At 53.2% G+C, this 20658-nt stretch carries 20 protein-coding genes; 13 read left to right on the forward strand and 7 right to left on the reverse strand.

Annotation, left to right across the window (positions count from 1 at the left end; translation table 11 throughout):
- Complete coding sequence (locus ACZ5EH_RS16125) at positions 1–711, reverse strand: DUF134 domain-containing protein (protein WP_464274896.1); 711 nt, start codon at positions 709–711, stop codon at positions 1–3.
- Positions 712–914: 203 nt separating this feature from the next.
- Between ACZ5EH_RS16125 and ACZ5EH_RS16130 the strand changes: the two genes are divergently transcribed.
- Positions 915–1337: a hypothetical protein gene (locus ACZ5EH_RS16130; protein ID WP_464274897.1), complete on the forward strand. Its 423-nt coding sequence runs from the start codon at positions 915–917 to the stop codon at positions 1335–1337.
- Positions 1338–1404: 67 nt separating this feature from the next.
- Here ACZ5EH_RS16130 and ACZ5EH_RS16135 read toward each other — a convergent pair whose 3' ends face one another.
- Positions 1405–1836 carry a DUF134 domain-containing protein gene (locus ACZ5EH_RS16135; RefSeq protein WP_464274898.1) on the reverse strand — a complete coding sequence of 144 codons (432 nt, stop codon included), beginning with the start codon at positions 1834–1836 and terminating at the stop codon, positions 1405–1407.
- A gap of 353 nt (positions 1837–2189) precedes the next feature.
- On the opposite strand from ACZ5EH_RS16135, the gene ACZ5EH_RS16140 reads away from it, so the two are divergent.
- The 6 genes from ACZ5EH_RS16140 (at position 2190) to ACZ5EH_RS16165 (ending at position 8787) form a co-directional block, all read left to right on the forward strand.
- A complete protein-coding gene (locus tag ACZ5EH_RS16140) occupies positions 2190–2693 on the forward strand; it encodes a peptidylprolyl isomerase (protein WP_464274899.1) in 504 nt (167 codons plus the stop codon).
- Between the two features lie 192 nt (positions 2694–2885).
- Entirely contained in the window at positions 2886–4172 is a 1287-nt protein-coding gene (locus ACZ5EH_RS16145) for an HD-GYP domain-containing protein (protein WP_464274900.1), read from the forward strand.
- Positions 4173–4568: 396 nt separating this feature from the next.
- A complete protein-coding gene (locus ACZ5EH_RS16150; protein WP_464274901.1) occupies positions 4569–5120 on the forward strand; it encodes a TRAP transporter small permease in 552 nt (183 codons plus the stop codon).
- Complete coding sequence (locus ACZ5EH_RS16155; protein WP_464274902.1) at positions 5117–6406, forward strand: TRAP transporter large permease; 1290 nt, start codon at positions 5117–5119, stop codon at positions 6404–6406. The genes ACZ5EH_RS16150 and ACZ5EH_RS16155 overlap by 4 nt, the downstream gene beginning before the upstream one ends.
- Before the next feature lie 32 nt (positions 6407–6438).
- Entirely contained in the window at positions 6439–7479 is a 1041-nt protein-coding gene (locus tag ACZ5EH_RS16160) for a TRAP transporter substrate-binding protein (RefSeq protein ID WP_464274903.1), read from the forward strand.
- Between the two features lie 96 nt (positions 7480–7575).
- A complete protein-coding gene (locus ACZ5EH_RS16165) occupies positions 7576–8787 on the forward strand; it encodes a YgeY family selenium metabolism-linked hydrolase (RefSeq protein WP_464274904.1) in 1212 nt (403 codons plus the stop codon).
- Between the two features lie 465 nt (positions 8788–9252).
- Here ACZ5EH_RS16165 and ACZ5EH_RS16170 read toward each other — a convergent pair whose 3' ends face one another.
- The 4 genes from ACZ5EH_RS16170 to ACZ5EH_RS16185 all read right to left on the reverse strand — a co-directional run bounded on the left by ACZ5EH_RS16170 (position 9253) and on the right by ACZ5EH_RS16185 (position 14464).
- On the reverse strand, positions 9253–10476 hold the full coding sequence (locus ACZ5EH_RS16170; RefSeq protein WP_464274905.1) for an alpha/beta hydrolase: 1224 nt from the start codon (positions 10474–10476) through the stop codon (positions 9253–9255).
- A 78-nt stretch (positions 10477–10554) separates the two neighbouring features.
- A complete protein-coding gene (locus tag ACZ5EH_RS16175; RefSeq protein ID WP_464274906.1) occupies positions 10555–12348 on the reverse strand; it encodes an aldehyde ferredoxin oxidoreductase N-terminal domain-containing protein in 1794 nt (597 codons plus the stop codon).
- Positions 12338–12811 carry a 4Fe-4S binding protein gene (locus tag ACZ5EH_RS16180; RefSeq protein ID WP_464274907.1) on the reverse strand — a complete coding sequence of 158 codons (474 nt, stop codon included), beginning with the start codon at positions 12809–12811 and terminating at the stop codon, positions 12338–12340. The genes ACZ5EH_RS16175 and ACZ5EH_RS16180 overlap by 11 nt, the downstream gene beginning before the upstream one ends.
- A 267-nt stretch (positions 12812–13078) precedes the next feature.
- Positions 13079–14464 carry a phosphomannomutase/phosphoglucomutase gene (locus ACZ5EH_RS16185; protein ID WP_464274908.1) on the reverse strand — a complete coding sequence of 462 codons (1386 nt, stop codon included), beginning with the start codon at positions 14462–14464 and terminating at the stop codon, positions 13079–13081.
- Between the two features lie 130 nt (positions 14465–14594).
- Between ACZ5EH_RS16185 and hflK the strand changes: the two genes are divergently transcribed.
- Positions 14595–15710: an FtsH protease activity modulator HflK gene (hflK, locus tag ACZ5EH_RS16190; RefSeq protein WP_464274909.1), complete on the forward strand. Its 1116-nt coding sequence runs from the start codon at positions 14595–14597 to the stop codon at positions 15708–15710.
- Entirely contained in the window at positions 15710–16567 is an 858-nt protein-coding gene (gene hflC, locus ACZ5EH_RS16195; protein ID WP_464274910.1) for a protease modulator HflC, read from the forward strand. Before hflK ends, hflC begins: the two co-directional genes overlap by 1 nt.
- Before the next feature lie 388 nt (positions 16568–16955).
- Here hflC and ACZ5EH_RS16200 read toward each other — a convergent pair whose 3' ends face one another.
- A complete protein-coding gene (locus ACZ5EH_RS16200; protein WP_464274911.1) occupies positions 16956–17186 on the reverse strand; it encodes a helix-turn-helix domain-containing protein in 231 nt (76 codons plus the stop codon).
- 147 nt (positions 17187–17333) lie between these two features.
- Between ACZ5EH_RS16200 and ACZ5EH_RS16205 the strand changes: the two genes are divergently transcribed.
- The 4 genes from ACZ5EH_RS16205 to ACZ5EH_RS16220 all read left to right on the forward strand — a co-directional run bounded on the left by ACZ5EH_RS16205 (position 17334) and on the right by ACZ5EH_RS16220 (position 20428).
- The gene (locus tag ACZ5EH_RS16205) at positions 17334–18032 is read left to right on the forward strand and encodes a LexA family transcriptional regulator (RefSeq protein ID WP_464274912.1); all 699 of its coding nucleotides are present in this window, start codon (positions 17334–17336) and stop codon (positions 18030–18032) included.
- Positions 18033–18215: 183 nt separating this feature from the next.
- Entirely contained in the window at positions 18216–18455 is a 240-nt protein-coding gene (locus ACZ5EH_RS16210; RefSeq protein WP_464274913.1) for a hypothetical protein, read from the forward strand.
- 81 nt (positions 18456–18536) lie between these two features.
- Entirely contained in the window at positions 18537–19514 is a 978-nt protein-coding gene (locus ACZ5EH_RS16215; RefSeq protein ID WP_464274914.1) for a hypothetical protein, read from the forward strand.
- A gap of 8 nt (positions 19515–19522) precedes the next feature.
- Positions 19523–20428 (forward strand): AEC family transporter, encoded by a 906-nt coding sequence (locus tag ACZ5EH_RS16220; protein ID WP_464274915.1) that lies wholly within the window; start codon positions 19523–19525, stop codon positions 20426–20428.
- Positions 20429–20658 lie beyond the last annotated feature (230 nt).

The raw sequence follows: 20658 nt of genomic DNA on the forward strand, positions 1-20658 counted from the left end.
CTACTTGTTGGGAGCGGTGGCCATTTCAACCTGTCCGGCCTTGAAGCGCTCCACAGCTTCCTTAACGGTGACGCCATCCAGGTTTTGTCCCACTTTGACCCCGGCCGCAGCCAGAGCCTGAAAGGCTTTTGGTCCCACAAAGCCTGTGAGCACTACCTGAGCACCAGCGTTGGCCACGTTTTCCGCCGCCTGAATACCTGCACCGTGAGCCATGGCCTGGGAGGAGCCGTTGTCCACGTACTTGAAGCTCATATTCTCCGTATCCACCAGCACAAAGCCGCCGGCACGGCCGAAACGGGGGTCTACGCTATCCTGCAGGGTGGGGCCTTCACTCGTGACTGCAACTTTGGTCATGATATTCTCCAGTTCTTCGTCGCGTGTCGCGGCGGTAGTGGGTGTTGTTTGCTCTTGTTCCGGGTGTTTGAGCGCGTAATCGCCCCCTTCGATACGAAGGGCGTTCCCCGAAACCAGGGCGCCTGCCACGGCTTTGCGCGCTTCTGCCAGAATACGGCCAAACGTATGGCGGGAGACGTGCATCCGGGAGGCAGCCTGTTCCATGCTGAGTCCTTCGAGGTCTGCCAAACGTAAGGCTTCTAGTCCTTCAACGGGCAGATAAACCTCTACTAGGTCCAACATGGGGATGCCCTGCGGCTTGAAAAAGGAAACTTTGGGTGCTTCCTCTATGCGGCGGCATTTTCTGGGACGGGGCATTAAAACTCCTTGTTTTGCTCGAATGAGCGATTACGCCTGCTGATACCGGTTGTCAATCATTTACAGTGTAAAAAATAGGGTTTTTTGATTGCTCGCTTCCGCCTGGAATGTTGGTTTGACCGTTTAGTTGTTTTCCGACGATGGATTTAGAGAGACAAGGCGGAAGCGTTTCAGGGGGGCTTGGCTTACACAGGGGGCGTTGTATGCCGCAAGCAGCTACCGTCACGCAGACGAAGCCGACGCATGGCGCCCAGGGCGTTATTTGCAGCCGTTGCCACACGTCCACGCATTTGGCCACCTTGAGCGCCTTGAGCGCCTTGAGAACCAGGGGCTTGCTGCCATTGGATCATGCCCTGGGCCTTGCCACCGCCACGCCCCTGGCCACCGCCACCGCCTTGGCCACCGCCACGGCCTTGGCCACCGCCACGCCCCTGGCCACCGCCACCGCCTTGGCCACCGCCACGGCCTTGGCCACCGCCACCGCCTTGACCACGGCCTTGTCCTTGTCCCTTACCGCCACCTTGTCCGCCACAGCGCCCCTGGCCTCTGCCTTGGCCCTTACCGCTGCCGCGCCCCTGGCCGTCGCAAGGGCCTCTTCCCTGGCCTTGACCGCTGTTGGGAGGTGAGGGTTGTGAGGACGGTTGTTGCGCATTGTCGTCAAAGCGAAATGAACGAGTTCTTTTCCCTCTCATACTACTGCTCCTTTTTTTCAGGGCGTAAGGATTCGCCCTTTTCATCCAAAAATTCATGTAGCCGCATGCAGGCAGGTGTATTCCGGCGGCAAAAACCTCTGCCGCTCCCTGGTCCTGGTTTGGGGAGAATCGCCACGTCGTCTGCAAGGTCAAAATCTCCGCCCTCGATACGTATGGCCATTCCTTGGCTGAGGGCAGTCGCTACGAGTTGTCTTGCTTCCGCCAGAATGCGACAAAGGGTCGGTCGGGAAACCTGCATGCGCGCGGCTGCTTCTTCCTGGCTCAAGCCTTGGGCGTCCACCAGTTCAAAGGCCTCCAGCCCCTCTACCGGCAGCGTAACGCCTTTGAGTTGGTGCATGGGGACACCTTGTGGCTTGAAAAAGGTCTGCTGTGGCAGGCCTCTGACGATGCGGCATTTTTTGCGTCGCCCCATTCTTTCTCCTGGCGGCAGGTGTGGTGTCTGCCGAATTGTTGTTAATGAAATTATGTTCAAAATAATAAACCTGCCAAAAAGGGCAGTCAAGATGTTTTTCCGAAATTATGTTCAAAAAATGCCTTGCACGCGGTGATGGTGCGGGCGACGGTTGTTCTCCGCTGACAGGAAACAGGCGGTTCCGGCTATTCTGCAGATCAAGGCTGCCACGTTGCTTCATATTTTAGAGTCTGTAGGTATGAATAGGTGAGGAAAGCAGATACTGGCTGACAGCAACAGTGCCTCGTGGTAATTTCTTCACCAGTGCTTTTCGTAGGAAAGACACAAATAATCATAAGAACAAGGAGTCACGTGTGGATAATCCTCATGTGCTTTTAGATACGACAATTGGGGACATTTTACTGGAGCTTTATGCCGACAAGGCGCCAGAAACAGTGGCCAACTTTCTGCAGTATGTTGAAGATGGCCACTACAACGGCACGCTGTTTCACAGGGTAGTACGCGGGTTTGTTACCCAGGGCGGGGGGTATGACCGGGATCTGATGAAAAAGGAAACCCGTGCGCCGATTAAGAACGAAGCAGATAACGGACTTTCCAATGAAAAGGATACCGTGGCAATGGCGCGTGGGCCGGAAAAGGACAGCGCAACGGACGAGTTCTTCTTCAATGCGGTGGATAACCCTTCACTGGACCACGAGGACGAAACCGACGAAGGCTTTGGCTACTGCGTTTTTGGCCGCATTGTAGAAGGCATGGATGTGGCCAAGAAAATCAACTGGAAGGTAGTCAAAGTCAGGGGAGATTTTGAGGCCTTGCCTGTGGACTCCATCTGGATTGTTTCGGCAAGCGTTTTTTAATCTGCATTACAGGCTTCCAAGGGGCGCCTGCTGGTGCAGGGGCGGCTTGTTCTTTGTTTTAGAAGGGCGTATAGAACAATGTATCTTTTAAAATAAAAAGATGGTGTGCTATATGTTGGATTCAGCTTTTGAATCCTTTATAGATGCAAATGGTAGTAAAACAAATGCAACCGCTAGACATGTGGGGGGCACATGATCAAGCGTTTTCTTACCGACCAGCTTCGGCCAGGCATGTATGTAATCGATACTGGGCTGGCCTTGAGCGACGATTCCTCCATATATTCCGTCGAAGGTGAAATCGAAGACGAGCATCAAGTGCAAGGTATCCTGGACAGGGGATTTACAGAAGCCTTTGTCGATACCAGTCAGGGGCGCTATTTCTTCGAAAAACCTGAAGAAAAGAACAAGGTTAACGTTCTTTACGAGGTTTTGTACGAAGGTTCGCCCGATGCCTCGGAAGACCCTTTCCCGCTGCAGAGCCATATTCACAAGAAGATGCCCCAGCAAAATAAAGCTGGAAAGGTAGATGCGGCCGCGGCAGTGCCTCTTTATGAGGAAGTGCCGCGGATGCTGACAGTTTATGAATCCTCCTTTGATATGATCCGCGAATTGCATGAGAACCTGAAGCAAAACGACCGAATCGATCTGAAACGAAATATGAATTTTGTTGAGACGGTGCTCGATAGCCTTGGGCGGAATCCCCATGCTTTTTCCACTCTTATAAAGCTGCGCTCGTATGCGGATTACGAGTTTGCTCACAGTCTCAACGTGTCAGTACTCTCCGTGAGCTTTGGACGTTTTCTCAACCTGCCGGATGATGCGTTACGCTGTCTCGGTTTGGGGGGGCTTTTTCATGACGTCGGTAAGCTCAGGGTGCCCCTTTCTGTCCTGAACAAGCCGGGCAAGCTGACAGCCAAGGAATTTTCCCACGTCAAACGCCACTGTGAATACGGGCATGAGATGCTTGCAGGTGAAGATGGTCTGGATGGGCAGGTTTTGCGCATTATAATGGAACACCATGAGCGTTATTCGGGAAGTGGATACCCTCAAGGACTTGAGTTTTCCCAAACGTCACGGCTGGCAGTCATCGTGGGCATGGCGGATATGTATGATGCCTTGACCAGTGAGCGCCCGTATAATGCTCCTCTTTCACAGCATAAGGCGCTGAGCGTCATGTACGGGCTGCGCAACACCGACTTTCACCCTGTGCTGATGGACAAGTTCGTGCGTTTTCTCGGTGTCTATCCCATTGGCACCATGGTTAAACTGCGTAACGGCGTGCTGGGGGTGGTCAATAGGTTCAGTGATGCCAACCCCATGCGCCCTGTCATCAAGACGCTGTTGCAGGGCAGGGGCATGTGGCTGCCCGCACACCAGCTTGATCTCTCAAGTCCCAAATGCGTGGCTGACGACCAGTATCAGATCGTCAACAGCTACCCGCCCACTTCCTTTAAGGTAGATACCGAGACCTTGCTGTAATGTCGCAACACTGGCGCTACGCTGCTTGACCTGTAGGCCCATTGTGGCTAGCCTTATAGCTTGATTGTACATAAGCATCGCTTAATTTTCAGAAGTTTGCGGGGCGGATTCCCGGCGCGGGCCATGGCAGGGGCGTGATCGGGATAATTTTTTGCTCTGCTTTTCACTGCTTGAGACTGCGAGTTCTATGCTCATATTGTTGCCGCATAAGAACCAGGCAACAGCAGAAGCGTCCCGGAGGGGGGGCGCTTTCTGAAGTGATACAGCGGTGACATGGCCTTGCCCCATTGCGGCGGGTTCGCGTGGCAAAGGGCTATCCCTGCACGATGTGCCGGATTAAGGCAGTTTTTGGTACGCTACGAAGCACCCCCGTAACCTGAGTGACGAGGATGCACCATGCTGCAACGTACGGCCGCCATAGCCAACACCGTAGGCTCCAAACTCAACTGGACCGTGGAGCGGCTTTGTGCGCTGCTCGTTGCCGTCATGGTGTTGATAATCTGGTGGGGGGTCATCTCCCGCTACTTTCTAGGTGAGGGCGGCGTCTGGACCGAAGAACTCTCACGCTATGTGATGATCTGGGCTGCCTTGCTGGCTGTTCCGGTTTGCGCTTATCGGCGTGAACACATTGGCCTGGAAATTCTGTTTCAATATTTCCCCGAAGGCGCAAAGCCCTGGGCCCGTCTTGGACTTGACCTTATTGGCCTGGCCTTTTTCCTTTTCCTGTTTGTGTACGGCATAGGTATGACCGAAGACGGTGCGCAGCAATACGCCACCATCTTTGGCATGACCATGATGGTTCCCTTTGCTTCCGTGCCAGCCTGTGCCGGGCTCACCTCCATTCAAATAATAGTATTGATCATACGCGACCTTGCTTACCATCATGGCCCGGGCGCCAGTGAGCCCCCAGGCGAAAGCTGGCTGCATATCGAGGAGGAAGGCCCTTGATTATTGTCATCGCCATTTTTTTCATCCTTTTGCTTCTGGGCGTGCCAATCGGTTTTACGTTGGGCATTGCAGGCGTGGCCGGCCTGCTGCAGATCGGTGGAGAGCAGTTTTTGACCATGGCGCCCAAACGCTTTTTCGAAGGTCTGGATCTCTTTACCTTCATGGCCATGCCCTTCTTTATCCTTGCCGGTGAAATAATGAACCGCTCCGGCATTACCGAAAAACTCGCTCTGTTTGCCGAATCCCTGGTGGGCTACATGCGCGGCGGGTTGGCGCACTCCAACATGGTGGCCTCTGTGCTGTTTGCCGGCATGACGGGCGCTGCCGTCTCCGACACAGCGGCCTTCGGCAATACACTGGTGCCGGCCATGGTCAAGCAGGGATACTCGCGCCCCTATGCCTGTGCCGTTACAGTTGCCGGCTCAATTATCGGGCCTACCATTCCGCCATCAAACCTGATGGTTATTTATGGTTCGTTGATGGGGGTTTCCATTGCTGGTCTGTTTGCCGCAGGTATTTTGCCCGGGATTTTGATCTGCCTGTTGTGCATGTCGCTCATCGCCGCCACTGGACGCCGACTGGGGTTGCCGAAAGGAGAGGGAGGGCCGAGCCTGCGTCATATCGTCAAGACCTTCAAATCCAGTTTTCTTGCGTTGCTCATGCCGGGCATTATTCTGGGCGGGATTCTGGGTGGTATTGTCACACCCACGGAAGCCGCCGCCATTGCGGTGTTTTATGCGTTGTTCATCGCCGTTGTGGTATACCGCGCGCTGACGTTTGCAGATATAGTGGATATGCTCATACGCACCGCCCGTGTCACGGGAGTGGTTTTTTTGATCATCGCTTCAGCGTCGATTTTGAGTTGGTGGATGACCTTCATGCAGATTCCGCAGGCCATCGCCACCTTGTTTCTTTCCCTTTCCAATGACCCCCGTGTTATCATTGCGCTGATTCTTGGGTTGTTGCTCGGCATTGGCATGTTCATGGATATCAACGCCGCGTTGATCATTCTGGCGCCTGTTTTGGCGCCGCTGACGGAAAGTATTGGTATGAACCCGGTGCATGCCGGTGTAATGATTATTCTGGCCTTGAATATATCTCTCATGACCCCGCCCGTCGGCGCGTGTCTTTTTGTGCTTTCTTCCGTTACGGGAGAAAAACTTGAGCGCATTGCCGGCGCCTTATGGCCGTTTTTGATCGTGGAGGTGGCCGTATTGCTTGCGGTCGCTTATTGGAGCGATATGACGATGTTTATACCGGGCATTCTGCTGGGTATGGGCAAATGAACCGTAACCTGAACAGCCAAGGAGGAGTTGGGATGAAAACGAGCCTGCGACTGATGCTTGCGGTATTGGCCATTGCCATTTGTATGGGGATGGCGCCCGTTGCGTCTGATGCTGCCACGGTGTTGAAGCTGCATCACCTGAACAAGGATGATCCTTTTGACAACCCCACCGGCGCCATGGCCACCGTGTTCAAGAGTCTGGTTGAGGCCGGCACCAATGGTGAAATCGAAGTCCAGACCTTTCCCAACGGCCAGCTTGGCAAGGACGCAGAGGTCGTACAACAGGTGAAGGGCGGCGTCATCCAGTCCGGTATCCACTCTGTTGGGGGCTTTGCCTCTGTCTACCCCATGATGGGGATCATAGACATTCCATTTGCCTTTCCGAATATTTCCACGACGTATGCCGTTTTTGACGGCCCTTTTGGCAAGAAGTTCGCCAAGGACATGGAAGAAAAAACCGGTTTGAAGATTCTTGGTTTTGGCGATTCGGGCGGGTTTTTTCATTTTACCAACTCCAAACGCCCCATCAAAACTCCGGCTGACATGGACGGTCTCAAGATCCGCACCATGGGACTGGATACCCACAAGACCATCATCAGCGCCCTTGGTGGCCAGCCAGCGCCCATTGCATGGAGCGAGCTTTACACCGCCCTGCAAACCGGCGTAGCAGATGGCCAGATGAATCCGATTCCGATCATCGTGTTCGCCAAGTTCAATGAAGTGCAAAAGTATCTGACCCTTTCCGGGCATCTGTTCGCCCCTTATGTTTGGGCCGTGAACATGGACTTCTGGAACAGCCTGACGCCGCAGCAGCAGAATGTGATTGAGTATGCGGCCAAGAGCGCCATTGTCGCCGGTCGCGGCATGGGGCGTGTCATCGAGGCTTCCGATCGCGGCTTGCCGGCGCTGGCCAAGGATATGGAAGTGAACGCGCTGACCGCCGAGGAAAAGGCCGTGTTCCGCGAAAAGGCCATGCCTCAGGTGCAGGCGCTTATCGAAGAGAAGTTCGGTGCTGACGGTGTGGAAATGATGGACGCCTTTTTACAGGCCATCGACGAAGCAAGTAAGAATTAAGAACGAAATATGTCGGAGCGAATGCAAAGGGGGAGCCTCGCGAGGGGGCTTCCCCTCTGAACATATATGCACCGGCATGGAAGGAGCATTCAGGCCATGGAACTGGATAAAAGCCGTATTCTCGAACTCGCGGAAAGCTACAAGCCTCAGATGAGTAAATTTTTACGAGACCTTATCGCCATTCCTGGCGAGTCCTGCGGCGAGCAGGGCGTGGTGGAGCGCATCCGCGAAGAGATGCTTGCAAATGGCTTTGACCGTGTAGAGATAGATCCCATGGGCAATGTACTGGGATTTATCGGCAACGGACCCAGGCTCATAGCTTTTGACGCCCATGTGGATACCGTGGGGGTGGGGGACCTCAGTCAATGGGAGCACGACCCCTACCAGGGGCATGAGGACGACGAACGCATCTTCGGACGCGGCGCCAGTGATCAGCTCGGAGGGATGGCCTCCATGGTTTATGCGGGGCGCATCATAAAGGAACTGGGCCTGGATGCAGGCGCAACCATCTTGTTTACCGGCACCGTTCAGGAAGAGGATTGCGACGGGCTGTGCTGGCTCTACATCATAAATGAAGACGGCCTGCGCCCTGAATTTGTGGTGAGCACCGAGCCCACATCCTGCAACGTCTACCGCGGGCAGCGGGGGCGCATGGAAATACGCGTGGATGTCAAAGGCGTGGCTTGCCACGGTTCCGCGCCTGAGCGAGGCGACAACGCCATCTTCAAAATGGGGCCCATTCTTATGGAACTCAGGGCCCTGCACCCGAATCTCCATAATGATCCGTTCCTGGGCAAGGGCAGCCTCACTGTTTCCGAAATCTTTTTTACTTCTCCTTCGCGCTGTGCAGTGGCTGATGGCTGCGCCATCTCCGTGGACCGCAGACTAACATGGGGCGAGACCTTCGAGCAGGCGCTGCAGGAAATCCGAAACTTGCCATCCGTTGCCGCCGCCAACGCAACTGTGAGTATGTACAATTACGCGGAGCCGGCCTGGACCGGGCTCGTGTACCCAACCGAATGTTATTTTCCGGCTTGGGTCCTGGAAGAGGAGCACCCTGTTTGCCGCAGTCTGGTAAGCGCCTTTGAAACGCTCTACGACCGCGCTCCCTTGGTGGACAAGTGGACCTTTTCCACCAACGGGGTCAGTATCATGGGGCGCATGGGCGTTCCTTGTATCGGATTTGGTCCCGGGCACGAAGATCAGGCCCACGCGCCCAATGAAAAGACCTGGAAGAGCGAGCTGGTTACGGCCTGCGCAATGTACGCGGCAATTCCGCAAACCTACCTGAAAACTGCTCAAAAATAACAGGCTGTCATAGCTAATAGAAAAGGGGCCTTTTGGCCCCTTTTTGATACGGTCTTGTTGGTGTTGGAACAGGCAAAAAAGAAACTGGTCGTTCTTTCCTTCCTTCTCTCCTCCATTCCCTTCATTTTCTGATACTATTAGAATGGAAATACTATTCCCAAAATAAGTATATTGTACATCGCAACTAAAGGTATCTGGATGAGGATGTGAACTTATATGGATGGATAGTGAATGGTCGTGTCGATTTGTACTCTGTGCCTGGCGGGAAAAGAGAGTAGTTGTTTACGTGAAAGAGGCGGGGTAGTGAAATTACTGTCGATGTTGATTGCCTGAAAGTATTTGGACGCTGTTCAGTTTGAAAATTACAATGAGCATGAATACCTGCTTAGCAACAAAAGTGGGGAAAGGAACGTCTTTGTTGCTGGAGGTGAAATAAAGAGAAAATATTACCTTATATTCTCCTTCTTATTTGAAAAAATTATCCAACCAGTCGCAGACTTCGGCGGCGGACAAACGCAAATTGCCCAGTTGGCAGTGGGAATCCGCCCCTTCGGCGACAGTGAAAACGCGACGTGTCACAGGGCCGGTTACGCCTTGGCAGAAATCCTCCAATTGTTGCAGGGCGCCTTCACCTTCACCTTCACCGACCATGGCCAGGACAGGGCAGGTGATGGATGCGAGGGTTTCTCTGATAGTGAATTCCTGGAGTCTGCGAAAAACGGCCTTATAGGTAGGGCGGTCAAAACGCAGCATAAGCGATTTGCTCATGTCTTTGAGGTACGGGGGGAACTCTTCATCGGGAATGGAAGGCAGGTCGGCAATGCCGAAGTCCATATCGTCACTCAGGTCTTGCAACGGATCAAAGCCGGCCAGGTTTGTCATGTAAGAAAAGAGATCAACAATGGGGGAGTTTGCGATAAGCGCCTTGATGCGTGGTTCATGCGCCGTTGCCCGGGAAGCGAAGTACCCCCCGAAACTGATGCCATATAATGCCACTTGTTGTGGCAGGACTTCAGGACGTTGCAGCAAAACGTCAAGCAATGCCGCCACAGGGCGTTCGTAATCCGGCTCAAAAGCGCAACCCGGATTGAAGCGCAGCGTGTCCATTTGTCCTGGCCCGGCAAAAAGGCAGACATTGTAGCCTCGCTCCAGAGCTGCGCGCCCAATCTGAAACCAGCTTTCTTCCGTTGTGCCATCGTAGCCGCTTACCGTCACCAGTGTAGGACGAGGGGCGCCATCATCTGCAGGCGCCATGAAATACCCCGGGAGCTTGGCGTTTTCATGGTCTATGAAAAAAGGTTCGCACGTTTGCGCCATGCGGCGCATGGCATGCAGAAAACATTCGCGGCTTTTCATGCCCATGGCGGCATGATTCGCATCGTCAGGAGCAGTGAAATATTCGGCTGCGCGGTAGGCGTTGCACGCTGCCAGGTATTGATCGCGGGCGCTTATTTCGTGCTTTTGGTCTGCGCGGTGGGCGGCGTCTTTGGCGATGTCGGCTGCCTGCTTGGTAAAAGCACGGGCCAGGGCCGTAAAGTTCTCTTCCGCTAGTTCCCGGGCCAGGGCAAGACATTCACCAACGGAAGCGCCCCCGTAAGCCGCGCTGCCCATTTGGCGTAGTAATTGAAAATCCAATTCCGGAGTATTGAAGCCCTGGACACGTGTAGTGCTGCGGGAAACGTCGGCCATGTTGTCTCCTTGGTATGGAACAAAAAAAGGGAGCAAATGCCCCCTTTTTATAACAAACTTTATATACAATAGATAGAGTTATTCTTCACTCCCGGTCTGTAATGCGGCTTCACCTTCCTGAATCATCTGGTTGATGGCTTCCGCATATTTAGCTCGGAGGGCGTTCATGTATTCCGTATCGATGGGCCCTTTCCAGGTGGTTATTTCCGTAAAACGTTTAGGGATGCGGACCTTTGCAGGATTGTAGCCGGTACGCGCCTTGAGCACCCAGCGCAGCCGCTGCACATGGGCGGAAGCCTTGTCCAGATTGTCGGCAGTTTCTTTATACCCAAGCACGGAAAGGGCTTCCTGCATGCGCTCCGGTGTGTATACGCCGCGGGCAAAAAGGCAGGAAACCATCGAGCACAGGGCTACTCGTTGTTTCTCGTCATCCACCAGAAAGGAAATGGCCTTGTCCACATCCTGCTCTTTATGCTTTTGGTCGTATGAGTAGCCGCCCGTATCCAGATGGGAATGGCGAAAACCCATGGATTGCGCTGTGAAGAATACTTCGCCGGTCGCATATCCCGCCATTTCCTGTCCCAGGACGCAGGCGAAATCCTCACCGCCGTATTCTTTGCCTGCCGCCAAAGCGCCTTTAGCCAGCACGGCGTAAAAGTCGCTGGTTTGCTGCCCCAGGTGGTGCAGGCCGGCCAGGTAGCCGTTGACATCACCAAAAGCAAAACGGGTGAGGGTTTCGTCCTCTGTGATAATTCCCTTTTCCAACGCCTCGGTTGCCCAGGCCAGGGCGACGCCTGCGCTCATGACGTCCAGGCCCTGCTTTTCGGTTTCATCCAAAAGGGCGAGAACGTCAGCAGCACGCTCCATGCCGAGCATGGTGCCTTCCGAGAAAATGGATTCGTAATCGTAGTTTACCTGTTTGTAGAGGAATTCATGCTGGGTGGCGTACTGGTGGCGCAGAAGACCTATGTGGATGCACCCCACAGGGCAGCCGGAGCAGGCGGATTGTCTGAGCAGCATGCGTTCCGCAAAACGTTCACCCGAAATTTCTTCCACCCCCGGGTCGGTTGTTTGCTGCAGGTTGCGCCAGGGCAAAGATTTCAAATCATTGAGTGGTATGAGATTCGAAGGCGTGCCCAGGTCGTGGTATTTGGTCATCATGTCCGTGGCGGTGAGCATCTTGTAGATGTCCTTGAAAAGGGCGGGATAATCCTTGCCGCCGCCGCGTCCGGGTTCCAGATCGTAATCCGCATCCCCTATGACGGAGATGGCCTTGAGGTGTTTAGCGCCCATGACCGCCCCTGCTCCCAGACGGCCGAAGTGGCGGTATGTATCCACATTGATGCATGCATAGGCACACCCTTTTTCTCCGGCAGGGCCAATGCGCATGATACTGCGATGCCCTGAATGAGACTGTCTGCCAACGCGTCTGAGCAATTTGCCTGTGGCGAAGACATCCTGCCCCTTGAGCCAGTGAACATCAAAAAGATCCAGCCGTTGGGAAGCCAGCACGGCCACGGAGAGTTTGGGTGCTTTGCCGGTGAACATGATGGCTTCGAAGCCCGCAAAGCGCATGGTCATGGCCAGGCGTCCTCCTGCGTGACTTTCTGCGTATTGCCCCGTGTGGGGGCTTACAAAGCCGCAGACCACCTTGCTCATGAGCGGAAAGAACCCTGTGAGCGAGCCGATTGCGAAAATCAAGGGTTGTTCCGGGGCGTCCCAGGGCTTGTCGGGGTGCCCGTATGCATGGAACAAGCCGGCTGCAAGGCCGCAGCCTCCCATAAGCATCGCGCGGTCGCCAAATTCTATGACTTTGCCGCGTCCTGTCTCCAAATCCATGTGCATGACGCGAAATGTTTCTTTATTCCACATGGTTGTCCTCCTCGACATCAAAACTTTCAGGAGGTGGCGTCGGTCCTGGCATTGGCGGCTTGTCCGTGTCTGTCAGTTCAAGACACCCTTGCGGACAGAAGGGGACGCAGCGGCCACAGTGGATGCAAAGGTAGGGCGCACCTTCTTGGGGGTGGATGTAAATGGCATCCACAGGACAAGCCCTGGCGCATTTGCCGCAGCGGATACAAAGACTTTTTTTGACGCGGACACCGCCGCCCTCACGTTGCGTGAGCGCTTCGGTAGGACAGGCAATGGCGCAGGGCGCTGGATCGCAGGCCACGCAAACCTTGGCTTCGAAGCCGGTGCTTACCCCGCCGGATGTGGAAATGCGAATGCCGGCGGTATTCCAGGATAACTTCTTGTGCACCAGTCTGGCGCAGGCTAACGAGCAGGAATAACAGCCGATACAACGCTCCATCTTGCTCGGTCGTAGCATCTTCATGGTGTGTACGCCTTTTAGTTTTGACTTGTTATTTTTAGCATAAGACAAAATAGCATCTAATGTGGTTGCGCTATGCTGTAAAGAAGAAAACACCCCAGCAGGGAGCCATAGAAACCTGTCAAAAAGTATATGATATTATTTGTCGCATTGGAAACAGGCACGTGTGTTGTGTCTGTTCGCTTTGTTACAATTGAGATCGTAAAATGACGTTTGCGTTAAGGCGACAATACTGCAGCACTTTTGAAAGGCTGACCAGGCCAGCCTCGATCAATTGTTTTGCGCTTGTCGTATCCACTCCAGCACGGGGCGCTCCACTGCATCACGAATGGCAGCCAGCCCATCTTCTGATTCGGCTTCAAACCGCATGCTCAGCGCTGGCTGGGTATTGGACGCACGAACAAGCGCCCACCCGTCAGGAAACAAAACGCGAACACCGTCGACTGTTATTATTTCATAATCTTTACCAAATCGTTCTTTGGCGCGTTCCACGAGTTCGAATTTGATTTCTTCAGGGCAGTCAATACGCAGTTCAGGGGTGCTGCTTGTTTCTGGCCAATCGCCTGGCATGGCGGAAATGGGCTTGTCAGCGTGAGAGAGGATACTGAGCAGCAGGAGTGCAGCCCATAAGGCGTCGTCAAATCCATAGTAGTTTTCGGCAAAGAACATGTGTCCGCTCATTTCTCCCGCAAGCAGGGCGCCTGTTTCGATCATGCGGGCCTTCATCACGGAATGGCCGGTGACGCCCATGACTGCGCGCCCCCCGTGCTGTTCTATGTCGCGGTAGAGAAGGTGTGAGCATTTCACTTCGCCGATGATGGTGGCGCCGGGGTTCCTGGAAAGCAGGTCCCTGGCGAAAACTGCCAGGAGACGATCTCCGTGAACTATCTGCCCCTTTTCATCCACAACGCCGATTCGATCGCCATCTCCGTCCAGACCGATGCCAAGCGCGGCCTTTTCGCGCACCACGGTTTCCTTCAGGGCAGTGAGGTTCTTTTCGACCACAGGATCCGGGTGGTGGTTTGGAAAATCGCCATCCGGTTCGCAAAAAAGGCGTACAACTTCCGCTCCGGCTTTTTCGAGAAGTGTGGCGCAAAGATCGCCGGCAGCGCCATTGCCGCCATCCACTACAACTTTTATCTTGCGGTCTAAGGGCATGCGCTCTGCCAGGTCTTCCAGGTAGGTGGGCGAGATGTCATACTCAGTATGAACACCGCTTCCGGTGGCAAAATTCTGTTGCTGCATAAGCGTGCAAAGTTCGCTTATTTCTTCACCATGCAGGGTGGTTTCTCCTGCCCAGACTTTGAACCCGTTGTATTCCGGGGGATTATGGCTGGCCGTGACAATGACGCCGCCATCACGGCCCAGCTTTTTGACTGCGTAATAAAAGACTGGCGTAGGCACCATGCCGATGGTGGTGACATCTATGCCGGTGGAAAGCATGCCCTTGGCAACCGCAGCGGCGTATGCAGGGGAGCTGTGGCGGCAGTCGTGCCCTATGACGGCTGTTTGTAATTTGCGCGAACGCATGAATGTGCCACAAGCCTTGCCTAAAAGTTCCGCCCAATTTTCGTCGAAGTCCTTGCCTACAACCCCCCGAATATCGTAGGCCCTGAAAACACCCGGCAAAACAGGTTTGTTCGCACTTTTATTCATGATCTCTCCGCGCTGCAGGTTGTATGGGGTGTATCTCTACAGATATTCACCCCTTGCGTCATGGATTTAGATGCCTATTGTTGTGTAAAACCTTGACCCCTGCCGCAAGAGCAACATAAGGTGAATCATTATGAACTGGGATTGGGAAAAACTGCAAGAACGAAAAAAGAGGCAAGGCGGCCCCACCGGCCCCCAGAAGCCCGACTTGGATGAGTTGACGTCAAAACTCAAAAAATTCAAGGGGTTTCGATTTCCAACAGGCAAACTGATTCTCGCAATAGTGGCCTTGCTCTGGCTGCTTTCGGGCATCTACATTGTTGAGCCGGACGAAGTTGGCGTTGTCTTGCGCTTTGGCGCTTTCAACCACATTACGGAGTCTGGGCCGCACTACCATTTCCCCTATCCGATCGAATCCGTTCTGACCCCCAAGGTCACGGAAATTCGGCGTGTGGAGATTGGCTTCCGGTCTCTGGGACATGAGCGGCAGTACAGGCAAGGGCAGTTCCGGCTGGTGCCGGAAGAGTCATTAATGCTCACTGGTGACGAGAACATCGTGGACGTCAAGTTTATCGTGCAATACCAGATCAGCAATCCTGAAGAGTACTTATTTAATGTAAGCGACCAGGCTGAGACGGTGAAGAGCGCTGCTGAAGCAGCCATGCGCGGTGTTATTGGCGACAACCGCATTGACTCCGCATTGACGGATGGAAAGCAGGAAATTCAAAACCAGACGCGCGAACAACTGCAAACTATTTTGGATAATTACGGATTGGGTGTCAGGGTTGTTGCTGTACAGCTTCAGGATGTGCACCCTCCGCAGGAAGTCGTGGACGCGTTTAAGGACGTTGCCAGCGCGCGCGAGGACAAGAGCCGCATCATCAACGAAGCTGACGCGTATCGTAATGATCTTATACCGAAAGCACGCGGTCAGGCCGCACAGCAGGTAAACCAGGCAGAAGCCTACAAGCAGACCAAAATCCTGCAGTCTGAAGGTGATGCGAACCGTTTTCTGGCAGTGTTGAAAGAGTACAACAAGGCGCCGGTAGTGACGCGTATGCGCCTGCTTTTGGAGACCATGGAACAAGTTTACTCTGCTCCTGGAGTGGAAAAAATCATCATAGGGAAGGATATTTCACAGCGTGTGTTGCCGCTGCTTCCCTTGGATACTTCTTCCCAGAACGGCAAAATCTTTCCGTCGTCTTCCGGACAGGCGTCAAATCCCCAAAACATGAAGGAGGGGAACTAATGAAAAAAGTCGCTCCCCTCATTATAGTAGGGCTTTTGATCGTGGTTGGTGTGATGCAGTCCTTTTACACCGTGTTCCAAACGGAAAAAGCACTGGTTTTGCAACTTGGTAAGCCTGTCAGCGATGAGCCGGTAGGACCCGGGCTGCACTTCAAGCTTCCTTTCATGCAAAACGTGATTTATTTCGATTCGCGCATTCTGGAGTATGACGCGGAGCCCGCTGAGATTCTGACCAGCGACAAGAAGAACTTGGTGGTAGACAACTATTCAAAATGGCGCATTGTCAACCCCCTGAAGTTCTACCGCACCGTCAGAACCATCCCCAGAGCTCAGGAGCGTATCGATGATGTTACACGTTCTCAGCTTCGCGAAGCACTGGGGCGCCATACCCTGACCGAGATCGTTTCCGGCAAGCGTGAGGCGATTATGAATATGGTGACGAAGAACTCTTCGCGGTTGATTACGGAATTCGGCATTGAGGTTATTGATGTGCGGATCAAGCGCACCGACCTCCCTGCAGAAAACGAACGCGCTATTTATGGTCGTATGCGCGCGGAACGTGAACGCCAGGCCAAGCAGTACCGTTCCGAAGGGCAGGAGGAATCCGCCAAGATACGTTCCAAGGCAGACAGGGACCGCGCTGTTATTCTGGCGCAGGCAAAACGGCAAGCCCAAGAAATACGCGGCCAGGGCGATGCCAAATCCACTAGTGTATATGCCAGTGCGTTGTCCCAGGCACCGGACTTTTATGAGTTCCAGCGCAGTCTGGATGCCTATCAACGGAGTTTGACAAGTGGTACCAAGATACTGATGACTCCGGACAATCCCTTCCTGAAGTACCTGCAGCGCGTCGAATAAAGCCTGCGTGTGTTCAATTGAACATGTAACATGTGACAGATGTGATGTTACACATCTGTCACATGTTTTATTTCACCTCTCATATCTGCTTACCGCTCACTCCCCCTCTTGGCTGATAAGGCACCGAAATATTGGATTATGATTTTTCTTTCAAATGTGCTGTAGTTGGCACTGTTTTTGAAAATATGGATTATGCGAGGTCTCTCTGATATGGAGAATCTATTCTCATAAGCAGAGGTATACTTTCGCTACGTTGGTTGTTTCGGTTGCCTCACGTTGAAGTGCTTAATTCCAATAGGTTGCCAAGAGGGGGGTTTTACAGCAATCAATAAAACGAAATGCTGAACGAAAAAAACATGACAACGAGATATGCTTGTCTGTTACAGCTTTAATCAGTGGATGAACGCCTCGGGCGTCCTGGAGGACGAGATGGTTCAGGGAGAAGTTCAGCAGGAATACCAAACTGTTTCAGTTGGTCCAAAAGCCGCGACGGAGCGCGATCTCCCCGAATTATCCTCGAAACCATGGAAGGGTGGACATTGAGTTCCTCGGCTAATGCTTTATTGGATACACCATGGTAAGCAAGCCAGGCCTTAAGACGGGCTTGTCGTTCGTTCACTTTATTTCCTCGATATTTTTGTATGTGAGGACATGTAAATCTGCCAACTTGTATAGCGGCTATGATTTTATGTGGTCTTTGTAAAGAATGTCAATGATCGATTAATCCCTCTATATGTAGAGGGGGAGATTTGAAAAGGAGCTGACCTTGTCAACTTTTGATGAAGTTTTTGAGCGCATTAAAATGGCCATAAATACCAGGACGCAAGTACAACTCGCAGAAGTTCTGGATATTCGCCAATCAAGCATCTCAGATGCCAAGCGCAGAGACTCAGTTCCGGCCGAATGGTACCTTAAGTTGTTCAAAAAATTCGGTTTGAACCCTGACTGGCTGGAAGAGGGCATCGGCCCCTGGTATCTGAAAAACAAGCACGGGGAATATGTGCCTTCCGATGGTCCACAGCAAGAAGGTGTCAAAGTCGCTTACGCCGACTACTCTGGTCCTGATAACAAGGGCACCCTTGTTACGGTGCACTCCATGCAGGTGGATGGCGACGAGCCTGGTGAATGGTCTCCTGTGCCACTGGGCAAGCTCAATGTGCCCCAGTCTTTTGCAAAGCCCAGCATTCAGGTTTTGAAGGTAAGTGCTTCCAGCATGGAGCCCACCATCAGGCGGAGTTCTTTTGTTGGTATTGATACTGGCCTCAAGAACATCGAATCTGGCGAAATATACGCCATCTACATTCCCTTTGAAGGGCTTGCGCTCAAGCGCGTCTTCAATGACCCTGAGAACCAGCGCCTGGTTCTCAGATCTGAAAATCCCGATCACCCCGAACAGTATCTCCCCTCCGGCAAAAAGGCCGAGCGAGTTTACGGCCGGGCTGTCTGGATTCTGCAAGATCTGTAAGTCTCTCAGCCGGGGTGGTTCGCCTGCCACCCCGGCTTCCTCCTCCTCATACCGGGTCTGAAGCTGCATTTGCAGCTGATAGACCCATGCCTGGATGTGCAGCGAGATGAAGCCTGCCTCTTGACGCTCGCTTGTAAAATCGCCACATTGCACCCCTGCTTGTTTGCCACCTTTGGAGGGGCTGTGAATACTGATATTTTCAAAATGGGCCTTTCCCATGAAGCCCTGACTCTTTTTCTCATACTGACGTATCTAGGGGGGCGCTCCGGCTGTGTCACGCTGGAAGCAATTGAGAGTAACTGGAAAAGTTCTTCTGCTGCTATGCAAGCCGGAATGGACGAACTGCAGCAATTAAGCATCCTTACAAAACAAGATGATGTTGTGATTCTTGCTCCCCCTACTAGCTGGAGTTGCAACGTATAAGACTGCTCTTTTCTCATCGCGCCGTGATTGACGCGTAAAGCCGGGAAAAACAACTGTGCCCGGTAGCTCAACAGGTAGAATATGGATATCCTCACGCTCTGGAATGGCCTCGGCTGGCCTCTTATCCGACTCATCATATTTATTTCCATAGGGTTGCTCATCGCCAACTTTATCGAGGCGTTGAACTGGACACGGGCAATGGCGAAGCTGGCTGCCCCGCTTACCCGTGTCGGACGTCTCAAGGACATCACCGGCGCCAGTTTTTCCATGGCTTTTTTCTCCGGAATTGCAGCCAACTCCATGCTTTCCGAAGCGCATGCAAAGGGCAAACTGAACGAAAAGGAACTTGTCCTTTCTAATATGTTCAACAGCTTGCCTACATATTTCACCCATTTGCCCACCATGTTCTTCATCACATTGCCATTTATTGGCGGTGCGGCGGTGCTCTATGTCGGCCTTACTTTTTTTTCCGCCATCCTGCGTACTTTGTGCATCGTACTCTTGGGGCGATTTTTGCTGCCCCCGTTGCCCGAAGGATGCATCACTTGTGTCCTGGATGAGGAGCGGAGTACTGGTCTGCGCGAAGCTGCCAAGAAAAGCTGGGTGCGTTTCAAAAAGCGGATCAGAAGGGTGGTGCTCTATACTGTTCCCATTTACATCGTGCTGTATATTTTGCGTCAGGCAGGGCTTTTTGAATGGTTGGAGGCTGCCATTGCAGAGCATGTGGGCTTCCTTTCCTTTCTTCCTCCAGAAGCCATTAGCATCGTGGTCTTTCACGTGGCGGCCGAGTTCACAGCCGGTCTGGCAGCAGCCGGGGTGTTGCTGGACGGAGGGGGGCTAGGTGTGCAAGAAGTCGTCATGGCGCTTCTGGTGGGAAATATCCTTTCAACGCCTATGCGAGCTTTCCGCCACCAGTTCCCGTATTATGCCGGGATTTTTGCGCCTCGGTTGGCATTAAAGCTCATTGTTTACAATCAGATATTGCGGAATGCCAGCGTACTTGTGGTTGCCGTGCTGTTCTATTTTTTTGGGGCGAATCTGGTTCCCTGGTTTTCATGAGGTAGGAAATGTCCGTATTGCTTCCCATATTCGTAGTGATCCTGCTTGGTGTGGTCTTGAAGCGTACGGGCTTCCTTACGGAAAGTTTTTGGCCACAGGCTGAAAAAGCGACGTACTATGTGTTTTTCCCCTGTTTGCTCATAGGGAACCTCTCCACAGCGCAATTCGGAGATTTTGCCGTGTTGCCCATGGGGGGGGCAATAGTCACTGGATTGCTCGTCATCAGTACAGGAGCTCTTTTTATACGTCACTGGTTGCCCCTGGATGGACCTGCCTTTTCGTCGTTGTTTCAGGGCAGCATACGCATGAACACGTATGTGGGCATTGCCGGCGCAGCTGCCCTGGCTGGCACTGATGGAGTGACACTCTCCGCCATTGCCATCATAGCGACTGTTCCTCTCGTCAATGTGCTTTGCGTGTCCGTGCTTTCCCATATGGGGGAGGGGAACGGCAATGCCGGATTCTGGGGGGTCGTACGTTCCGTAATCAAAAATCCTTTGATTATTGGTTGCGCCATCGGCATCGCCCTGAATGTTGCAAACGCCTCCCTGCCACCGTCGATTTTTGAGGTTGTCTACGTCTTGGGGCGTGCAGCCCTGCCCATCGGCCTCCTGGCTGTCGGCGCAGGTCTCAGCTTCAGCCATCTCAAACCTAGTCTGCCCGCATTGACCCTTGCCTCATTGTTCAAGCTCGTGCTGCTGCCAGCCGTCACAGCGCTGGCTTGTACGCTCTACAATGTGCCCACAACTGCCAAAATCATCGCCGTGCTTTTCACCGCGCTGCCGACAGCCACATCCTCCTTTATTCTGGCCAGACAGATGGGGGGAGATGACAGACTCATGGCGTCCATCATAACTGTGCAGACGCTTATAGCCATGGTCACCATACCTCTGGCCCTGGACCTCCTCGGCTAAAGAAACACCATCCGCAAGGAGCGCAAGGGCGCTCACTGACTCCTCGTGTTTACCAACAGATTCCCTTTGTAGACGCTCATTCCTTCCAGAACCAAGAACGTAGGTTGCTCCATGTAATGGAGTGGAGCTTTCTGTGCGGTATGGCAAAGGGGGGGCAGTTGCCGCGTATCTCTTGAATAAATAGAGCGGGGGAGTTGGCGTGCGATGGAGATAAAAAAACGGGGCTGGCG

This window comes from Desulfovibrio biadhensis (assembly GCF_055388615.1).

Excerpts from the sequence above, each read along its gene's own strand:
- ACZ5EH_RS16185 (WP_464274908.1), bottom strand. The coding sequence starts at position 14,464 with ATGAATAAAAGTGCGAACAAACCTGTTTTGCCGGGTGTTTTCAGGGCC.
- ACZ5EH_RS16160 (WP_464274903.1), top strand. The coding sequence starts at position 6,439 with ATGAAAACGAGCCTGCGACTGATGCTTGCGGTATTGGCCATTGCCATT.
- ACZ5EH_RS16125 (WP_464274896.1), bottom strand. The coding sequence starts at position 711 with ATGCCCCGTCCCAGAAAATGCCGCCGCATAGAGGAAGCACCCAAAGTT.
- hflK (WP_464274909.1), top strand. The coding sequence starts at position 14,595 with ATGAACTGGGATTGGGAAAAACTGCAAGAACGAAAAAAGAGGCAAGGC.
- ACZ5EH_RS16175 (WP_464274906.1), bottom strand. The coding sequence starts at position 12,348 with ATGTGGAATAAAGAAACATTTCGCGTCATGCACATGGATTTGGAGACA.
- ACZ5EH_RS16150 (WP_464274901.1), top strand. The coding sequence starts at position 4,569 with ATGCTGCAACGTACGGCCGCCATAGCCAACACCGTAGGCTCCAAACTC.
- hflC (WP_464274910.1), top strand. The coding sequence starts at position 15,710 with ATGAAAAAAGTCGCTCCCCTCATTATAGTAGGGCTTTTGATCGTGGTT.
- ACZ5EH_RS16135 (WP_464274898.1), bottom strand. The coding sequence starts at position 1,836 with ATGGGGCGACGCAAAAAATGCCGCATCGTCAGAGGCCTGCCACAGCAG.
- ACZ5EH_RS16180 (WP_464274907.1), bottom strand. The coding sequence starts at position 12,811 with ATGAAGATGCTACGACCGAGCAAGATGGAGCGTTGTATCGGCTGTTAT.
- ACZ5EH_RS16145 (WP_464274900.1), top strand. The coding sequence starts at position 2,886 with ATGATCAAGCGTTTTCTTACCGACCAGCTTCGGCCAGGCATGTATGTA.
- ACZ5EH_RS16220 (WP_464274915.1), top strand. The coding sequence starts at position 19,523 with ATGTCCGTATTGCTTCCCATATTCGTAGTGATCCTGCTTGGTGTGGTC.
- ACZ5EH_RS16170 (WP_464274905.1), bottom strand. The coding sequence starts at position 10,476 with ATGGCCGACGTTTCCCGCAGCACTACACGTGTCCAGGGCTTCAATACT.
- ACZ5EH_RS16130 (WP_464274897.1), top strand. The coding sequence starts at position 915 with ATGCCGCAAGCAGCTACCGTCACGCAGACGAAGCCGACGCATGGCGCC.
- ACZ5EH_RS16165 (WP_464274904.1), top strand. The coding sequence starts at position 7,576 with ATGGAACTGGATAAAAGCCGTATTCTCGAACTCGCGGAAAGCTACAAG.
- ACZ5EH_RS16215 (WP_464274914.1), top strand. The coding sequence starts at position 18,537 with ATGGATATCCTCACGCTCTGGAATGGCCTCGGCTGGCCTCTTATCCGA.